General features: G+C 70.3%; 6 protein-coding genes. 1 reads left to right on the forward strand and 5 read right to left on the reverse strand.

What is annotated here, in order from left to right; genetic code table 11:
- Positions 1–398: 398 nt before the first annotated feature.
- Positions 399–2,513 (forward strand): catalase, encoded by a 2,115-nt coding sequence (locus AB3X10_RS16435; RefSeq protein WP_369976398.1) that lies wholly within the window; start codon positions 399–401, stop codon positions 2,511–2,513.
- A gap of 1,176 nt (positions 2,514–3,689) precedes the next feature.
- Here the strand turns inward: AB3X10_RS16435 and AB3X10_RS16440 are convergent.
- The 5 genes from AB3X10_RS16440 to AB3X10_RS16460 all read right to left on the reverse strand — a co-directional run bounded on the left by AB3X10_RS16440 (position 3,690) and on the right by AB3X10_RS16460 (position 8,087).
- Positions 3,690–4,388, reverse strand: coding sequence for a glycosyltransferase (locus AB3X10_RS16440; RefSeq protein ID WP_369976399.1), 699 nt, complete (start codon positions 4,386–4,388; stop codon positions 3,690–3,692).
- A complete protein-coding gene (locus AB3X10_RS16445) occupies positions 4,385–4,981 on the reverse strand; it encodes a class I SAM-dependent DNA methyltransferase (protein WP_369976400.1) in 597 nt (198 codons plus the stop codon). Before AB3X10_RS16445 ends, AB3X10_RS16440 begins: the two co-directional genes overlap by 4 nt.
- Entirely contained in the window at positions 4,978–5,742 is a 765-nt protein-coding gene (locus AB3X10_RS16450; RefSeq protein WP_369976402.1) for a PIG-L deacetylase family protein, read from the reverse strand. Before AB3X10_RS16450 ends, AB3X10_RS16445 begins: the two co-directional genes overlap by 4 nt.
- On the reverse strand, positions 5,730–6,713 hold the full coding sequence (locus AB3X10_RS16455; RefSeq protein WP_369976404.1) for an acyl-CoA dehydrogenase: 984 nt from the start codon (positions 6,711–6,713) through the stop codon (positions 5,730–5,732). The genes AB3X10_RS16450 and AB3X10_RS16455 overlap by 13 nt, the downstream gene beginning before the upstream one ends.
- Positions 6,714–6,923: 210 nt before the next feature.
- Positions 6,924–8,087, reverse strand: coding sequence for a zinc-dependent alcohol dehydrogenase (locus AB3X10_RS16460; RefSeq protein WP_369976406.1), 1,164 nt, complete (start codon positions 8,085–8,087; stop codon positions 6,924–6,926).
- Between the last annotated feature and the right edge of the window lie 7 nt (positions 8,088–8,094).

The following is an 8,094-nucleotide window of genomic DNA, read 5'->3' on the forward strand; positions in this document are numbered from 1 at the left end:
GCTCGCAGCCCCCTCGGAAGGAGTGGGACCCAACGCACTATCGGCCACGCGCCGCGGTCCTGTAGCCTTGTGACGACAGCTTCGCCACGCGGACGCTCGCCGGCACCTAGCCACCCGCCGCCGCGAACGTGGCCATGGCGTGCTGCAAACGCCGACCGCTACGCCATTCGGCGCCGGCAAGCAGCACCCCTGCATGCAAAACGCCCCGCCGTGTTTCGCGACCTGCGACACAGGTGTCGCGCCGTCCTCACACCATGCTCGGACAAGTTGCACGGACCGTTCACGCCTGCCGGCACAGCATCGGCCGGACCCCGATGCACCTCTCCGCGCACAGCCTGCATCCGTTCGCAGCGCGACTCTCTTCTGCCGTATCGCCTCATCCCCCGGAGCGTTCATCCATGGCCAGCCAGCCTCGCAAGCCCAGCAAGCCCACCCCCTCCAGCACGCCGGTCGACACCAGCGCGGTCGCCGACCAGCGCGGTCGCGGCGACGAACTGCACCAGCACGCCGGCGGCACGCATCCGCCGCTGACCACCAACCAGGGCATTCCGATCGCCGACAACCAGAACTCGCTGCGCGCCACGCCGCGCGGGCCGACGTTGCTGGAAGACTTCATCCTGCGCGAGAAGATCACCCACTTCGACCACGAACGCATCCCCGAGCGCATCGTGCACGCGCGCGGCAGCGCCGCGCACGGCTACTTCGAGCTGACCGCCTCGCTGGCCAAGTACACCACGGCCAAGATCCTCACCGAGGTCGGGGTCAAGACGCCGGTGTTCACCCGTTTCTCCACCGTGGCCGGCGGCGCCGGTTCGGTCGACACGCCGCGCGACGTGCGCGGCTTCGCGGTCAAGTTCTACACCAAGGAAGGCAACTGGGACCTGGTCGGCAACAACATCCCGGTGTTCTTCATCCAGGACGCGATCAAGTTCCCGGACCTGATCCACGCGGTGAAGATGGAGCCGGACCGCGGCTTCCCGCAGGCGGCCAGCGCGCACGACACGTTCTGGGACTTCATCTCGCTGACCCCCGAATCGCTGCACATGATCATGTGGGCGATGAGCGACCGCACCATCCCGCGCTCGCTGCGCATGATCGAAGGCTTCGGCATCCACAGCTTCCGCCTGCTCGACGGCAACGGCAACAGCACCTTCGTCAAGTTCCACTGGCGGCCCAAGCTCGGCCTGCAGTCCACGGTCTGGGACGAAGCGGTGAAGCTGGCCGGCGCCGATCCGGACTTCCATCGCCGCGACCTGTTCGAGGCGATCCAGCAAGGCGATTTCCCGGAATGGGAACTGGGCGTGCAGCTGTTCACCGAGGAAGAGGCCGACACGTTCCCGTTCGACCACCTGGATTCGACCAAGCTGATTCCGGAGGAACTGGTGCCGCTGCAGATCGTCGGGCGCATGGTGCTGGACCGCTGGCCGGACAACTTCTTCGCCGAGACCGAGCAGGTGGCGTACTGCCCGGCCAACATCGCCCCCGGCATCGACTTCTCCAACGATCCGCTGCTGCAGGGCCGCCTGTTCTCCTACCTGGACACCCAGCTCAGCCGCCTGGGCGGGCCCAACTTCCACCAGATCCCGATCAACGCGCCGAAGTGCCCGTTCGCCAACATGCAGCGCGACGGGCATATGCAGATGGGCGTGCCCAAGGGCCGCGTCGCCTACGAGCCCAGCTCGCTGCAGGACGACACCCCGCGCGAGAGCGCGCGCGGCTTCCCCAGCCACGCCACGCCGAGCGAGGACGGCGCCAAGGGCCGCGTGCGCGCGGAGAGCTTCGCCGACCATTACAGCCAGGCGCGCCAGTTCTTCCGCAGCCAGAGCAAGCCGGAGCAGGCGCATGTCGCCTCGGCGCTGGTGTTCGAACTGTCCAAGGTGGAGACCGCGCACGTGCGTGCGGCGGTGGTCGGGCACCTGCGCCACATCGATCCATCGCTGGCGCAGCGCGTGGCCGACGGCCTGGGCATGGACGCGTTGCCGCCGGCGCCGCCGGCCGCGGTGCCGCCGCAGGACCTGCCGCCGTCGCCGGCGTTGCAGATCATCGGCAAGATGAAGCCCATCCTGCAGGGCCGCACGATCGGCATCCTGGTCCACGACGGCTCCGACGCGGCCACGGTGAAGGCCCTGCAGAAGGCGGCGCGCGATGCCGGCGCCACGGTCAAGATCGTCGCGCCGAAGGTGGGCGGCGCCAAGCTCAGCGACGGCAAGAAGCTGGCCGCGGACGGGCAGCTGGCCGGCACTCCATCGTTCGTGTTCGACGCGGTGGCGGTGGTGCTGTCGGCCGAGGCGGGCAAGCTGCTGAGCAAGGAGTCGGCGGCAGTGGATTTCGTCAGCAACGCCTTCGCGCACCTGAAGGCGATCGCCGCCGATGCCGGCGCGCAGCCGCTGCTGAAGGCCGGCAACGTGGTCAAGGATGCCGGCGTGCTGGACGCCGGCAACGCCAAGGGCTTCATCGAGGCGGCCAAGACCCGCCAATGGGACCGCGAGCCGAAGCTGCGCATGCTCGCCTGAGCCTGCGCCGCACGCGACATGCCTGCCCGACCGCGCCATGCACCCGCATGGCGCGGTTTTCGTTTGCGGCGGCGGGTGGCTCGGCTTGCGGCAACGTTTTCCCGGCAAGCGCAGCCGGTCCCCTGCGACCGGCCGGCAAACTGCGAACGCGCCCGCGCATGGTCGTGGCGGCAGGTGGGCATTGTCCTGCCCGGGGGCGCCGAATGGCCACGCCGGCCCTCCGGTCGGGGCGCGGATGCGGGCGCCGAAAATCGCCTGTCTAATTTTTCGCCATGTCTCTTGACAGTCTTGTGGCACGTGGCCGCGATGGGCTTATCCACACCCTTATGCAGAAGTCATCCACACCCCTTGTGGACAACGTCGGCGGCGGCGGCGCGGCAGGCGCCATGGTTCAAGTTGTTGAAATATAAGCAGATGCACTTGAAGCCTATTGACAAACCCCGATCTGCGCCGGCGTCCGGTGCTGTCCCGCAACAAAGCGGGGACAAAACTTATCCCGAGGCATGGCCGCCACGAACGCGGTTCCGCGTATATGGCTGAATGCGCATTGCCCGGGCCTTGGTGGCGGCATGCGCGGGCTGTTGCATCGTCGCCGTCATGAGACGGACATGGGAATGGATCCGGTGCCTGGTTGCCGCGACCGCCTCTTGGCCAGTGGGGCTGGCGGCTACGCGCGACAGGCTCGCGCTGTTCCTTCTCCCCCTGGGACCACGGCCCCCTTTTCGGGGGAAGGCGCCCGCAGGGCCGGATGAGGGGACGGGCGCCAGCCTCGCGCACCCAAGCTCCACGAGACGCTTCGCGCCGGACCCTCACCCCAACCCCTCTCCCGATGGGAGAGGGGCTAAAGGCTGCTCCCTTCTCCCATCGGGACCACGGCCCCCTTTTCGGGGGAAGGTGGCCCGCAGGGCCGGATGAGGGTACGGGCGCAAGCCTCGTGCACCCAAGCTCCACGAGACGCTTCGCGCCGGACCCTCACCCCAACCCCTCTCCCGATGGGAGAGGGGCTAGGCTTTTCCTTCTCCCGTCGGGACCACGGCCCCCCTTTCGGGGGAAGGTGGCCCGCAGGGCCGGATGAGGGGACGGGCGCAAGCCTCGTGCACCCAACTCCGCGAGACGCTTCGCGCCGGAACCCTCACCCCAACCCCTCTCCCGAGGGGAGAGGGGCTAGCGGCTGTCTCAGGCCAGCACGTCGCCGCCCGGTGTCGGCAGCAGGGATTCGGCCAGGCTGCGCTCCATCTGCTTCAGGTAGTCGCTGAAACCGCCCCGGGCGCGCGCCACGCGCCGCGCGCTGGTGACCACCACCGGCTGCGCGCGGCGCGCGATCCGCGCCTGCACACGCACCATCGCCTCCACCAGCGCCACATCCTCGTGCGCGGCCAGCGGCAGGAATCCGCCGCAACGCCGGTACAGTTCGGCGCTGATGCCGAGGTTGGCGCCATGCACGTGCGGGTGGTCGTCGCGGCGGCATTCGCCGGCCTGGTAGGCGTCGCGCATGGCGGTGTCGTAGTCGTCCCAGTCGGTCACCGTGACGATGCCGCAGAACGCATCGCTGGCGCAGTCCAGCTGCGCCGACAGCCAGTTCGCCGGCACCACCGAGTCGGCGTCGGTACACGCCAGCCAACGCGCGCCGGCGGCCAGCGCGGCCTGCGCCGCCGCCGCACGTGCGCTGCCGACATTGCCGGCGTGCAGCACGATGGCCTGCGCGCCATGGGCGGCGACGATGCCGGCGGTACCGTCGCTGCAGCGGTCCAGGGCGACGAACACCTGCACCGGCTCGCCGCGCAGGCCGGCGCATTGCGCCGCCAGCGCCACCGAGCGCAGGCAGGCGCCGATCAGCAGTTCCTCGTCGTGCGCCGGAATCAGCACCGCGATCACCGCAGGCGCTCCGCGGCGGCGACCGAATACGGCGTGGCGCTCCAGGCTTCGAGCAGCACGTCGTCGTCCTCGTAGCGCAACAGCCGCGGCAGCTGCAGGGTCTGCGCCAGGCAGTCATGCACGGCACGCCCGTCCATGCGCGCCTGCGCGAACGGATGCAGCCAGTGGCAGGCGACCAGCACGCCCTGTTCGGTCAGCGACGCGCGCAGGCGCTGGATGCAGTCCTGCAGCAGCGGCAACGGCAGGTAGTAGCCGACCTCGCTGAACACGATCAGGTCGAAGCGGCCCGGCGGCCAGCTGCGCGGATGCTCGGCCTGCCGCACCTGCACATGCGCGGCATCGGCATTGCGCTGCGTGGCCAGGGCCACCGCGCGTTCGGACAGGTCCGTGGCCAACAACGCAGCGCAGCGCGGCGCCAGGGCCGCGGTCAATTCGCCATTGGAACAGCCGAATTCCCAGGCGCGCTCGAAGCGTGCGCGCGGCAGGCTGGCCAACAACAGCGCGCGCTTGCGCGCTTCGTACCAGCGCTCGCGATAGCCGAACGGATCGTCGTCGCGGTAGATGGCGCCGAAATACTCCTGGACCGAACTCATGCGACAAACACCTCGAAGCGGCGGGCGAAACGTTGCAGCACCTGCGGTGGCAGGATCGGCGCCGGCACCGGCGGGTGCGCGGTGCCCAGTTGCGAGGCGAAGCAGCGCAGCGCCTGTTGCTTGGCCTGCCAGTCGGCATCGCGCAAGGTGTAGCGGACCGCGCCCTGCAGGGCCTGCGGCGATGCGTCGGCGTCCAGCCAGTGCCAGGCCCAGACCGGGAATTCGGCCAGGCGTGCGGCGCTGGCAGCGACCGCGTGCCGCACCGCGCGTGCGCAGGCCTCGTGATCCGGATGGCCATCGTGGCGCCAGGTGGTCAGCACCAGATCGCCGGCCTGCAGCTGCGCGTGGAGGTGTTCGGCGATCATCGATTCGCCCTTGCCGACCTGACCGTCGGCGACGCCCAGGTGGCAGATCGCAGCGGCGTCCACCACGCCCAGGCAGCGCGCGGCCACGGCCAGTTCGGCGCGGCGCACGGCGCGCAGGCGCTGCGGCGTCCAGTAAGGGTCGTCCGGGTAGCAGGCTTCGCCGTCGGTCACCGCGATCAGGCACACCGGCAGCCCCAGCCGGCGCGCGCAGGCGACCGCGCCGCCGCAGCCCAGCGCTTCGTCGTCCGGATGCGGCGACACCACCACCAGCCTGGATGCGCCGGCGATCAGGTCCTCCACAGGGCGCTGCGGCAAGGCCGCCAGCCACGGCGAGCGCCGCCATGCCGACTCCGGCGTGCCGGCGCCGTGGATCCGCGGCGCGCTCACAGCCGCCATGGTTGCGCCTGCTCGCCCAGCGCCTGGCCCAGCGCCGCCCAATCGTGTTCGGCATGGCTCTGGCGCACGAACACCGCAAGATCGGCGCAACGCATGGCGTGTTCGCGATCGCTGCACAGCGGCGCCGGTCCCAGCGCGCGGCCGACGCGATCGAGTATGTCGGTGGCGGCGCGTTCCACGAACGAACGCAGCCGGATCACCGCATGCCGGTGCTCGTCCTCGGGGGCGGCGTCGATGGCCGCGGCCAGTTCGCGCAGCAGCGCGCGCGCCGCGCCGAGCTGCTGGTCGATCGCGCCCAGGTGCATCGCCGCGTGCGCGTCGCGCTGCAGCTTGGGATGCGCGCGCAGGCGCTCGGCCACCGCGCACGCCGCGCCGAACCAGCAGGCGGCGATGCCGGCGCCACCGTGCCAGAACCCCGGGCGCGCCAGATACTGGCCCGGCGCACCGACCGCGCTCGCCGGCACCGCGGCGAACGTCACCGGCCCGCTGACCACGCGCGCCATGCCCACCGCCGCCCAGGCCTGCGTATCGATGGCGATGCCGGGCTGGCGCAGTTGTACCTGCACCAGTTGCTGGCGGTCCGCGTCGTGGGCGGTGAGCAGCGCGCCATCGACCATGCCCGCACCGGAGCACCAGGCCTTGCGGCCGTCGACGTGGCCACCGTGCGCCGCGTCGCCGCGATAGGCCAGGCGCGCATCGGGCGCTTCGGCGGCCCATACCGCGAGCAGCTGCCCGGATGGCGGCGGCGCGGCGCCGAGTTCGGCCAGGATCGCCTGCGCGTCGTAATGCGCCTCCAGCACCTTGGCCAGGCACACGTCGGTGGCGGCGATCTCGGCCAGGATCCGCCAGCGGTCCAGGGTGTCGCCACCGCCGGGCAACGGCAGCTGCGGATGGCGCGCGAGGACATGCAGGGCGGCGCTGCGCAGATCGCAGGCATCGCCCAGGGCGGTGGGGGAACGCAATTCGGTCAAGAGGCTTCTCTGTGCAAAGGCGGCAGGCAGCGCCGGCGGTGGCCGCACTGGCGTGCGTCGGGTGCGATGTCGGGGGGAGGCGCGATCACAGCAGGCGCGACGCGCACGCAACGTGTGCACGCCGCGCGGCGGCGTGCACATCGATAAAGAGTTCATGCAACGCGCCTGCGCCTTGCCGCCGCCATCGGCGGCGGCGACGCGGCACGCCGGTTACGGCGTCAGGATCACCTTGCGGCAGTCCTGTTCCTTCTTGTCGAAGATCGCGTAGCCATCGGCCGCCTGCGCCAGGCCCATGCGGTGGGTGATGATCTCGTTCGGCTTGAGCCGGCCTTCGCCGATGTGCTCCAGCAGTTCCGGCAGGAAACGCTGCACGTGGGTCTGGCCCATCTTGAAGCTCAGCCCCTTGTCGAAGGCGTCGCCGAACAGGAAGCCGTGGATGAAGCCGGCATACACGCCGGGCACGCTGACCGTGCCGCCGCGGCGCGTGGCGGCGATGCACTGGCGCAGCGCGGTGCCGCTGCTGCCTTCCAGCTTCAGCGTGGCCATCACTGTCTCCACCGTGCTGCCCTTGGCCTCGAAGCCGACCGCATCGATGCTCGCATCCACGCCGCGGCCGTCGGTCTGGCCGACGATGATGTCGGCCGGATCGTCGATGTCCTCGAAATTGAGCGGGATCACGCCATAGGTCTTCTGCGCGAAATCCAGCCGGTACGCATAGCGGTCGACCATGAAGATGCGCTCGGCGCCGAGCATGCGGCAGCACGCGGCGGTCATCAGGCCGACCGGGCCGGCGCCGAAGATCGCCACCGTGCTGCCCTGGCCCACGCCGGCGTTGAGCGCGGCCTGGTAGCCGGTGGGCAGGATGTCGGACAGGAACAGCACCTGCTCGTCGTGCAGCGCGTCCGGCACCACCAGCGGGCCGACGTTGGCCTTGGGCACGCGCACGTACTCGGCCTGGCCGCCGGCCACGCCGCCGTACAGGTGGCTGTAGCCGAACAGCGCCGCCGGCGGGCGGATGCCTTTCTGGTTCAGCGCGGCGCCCTTGCCGGTGTTGGTGGTCTCGCAGGCGGCGTACTCGGTCAACCGGCAGTGGAAGCACTCGCCGCAGGCGATCACGAACGGGATCACCACGCGATCGCCCTTCTTCACCCGGGTCACGTCGGGGCCGACCTCTTCGACCACGCCCATGAATTCGTGGCCGAGCACGTCGCCGCTGTGCAGATCGGGAATCTTGCCGCGGTACAGATGCAGGTCGGAGCCGCAGATCGCGGTGGCGGTGACGCGCAGCACGATGTCGTCGGCGTCGATCAGGACCGGATCGGGAACGGTTTCCACGCGCACGTCTTTGGTGCCGTGATAGGTGAGGGCTTGCATCGGGGAG

Origin of the sequence: Xanthomonas sp. DAR 80977, assembly GCF_041240605.1 — a bacterium.
GTDB lineage: Bacteria > Pseudomonadota > Gammaproteobacteria > Xanthomonadales > Xanthomonadaceae > Xanthomonas_A > Xanthomonas_A bundabergensis.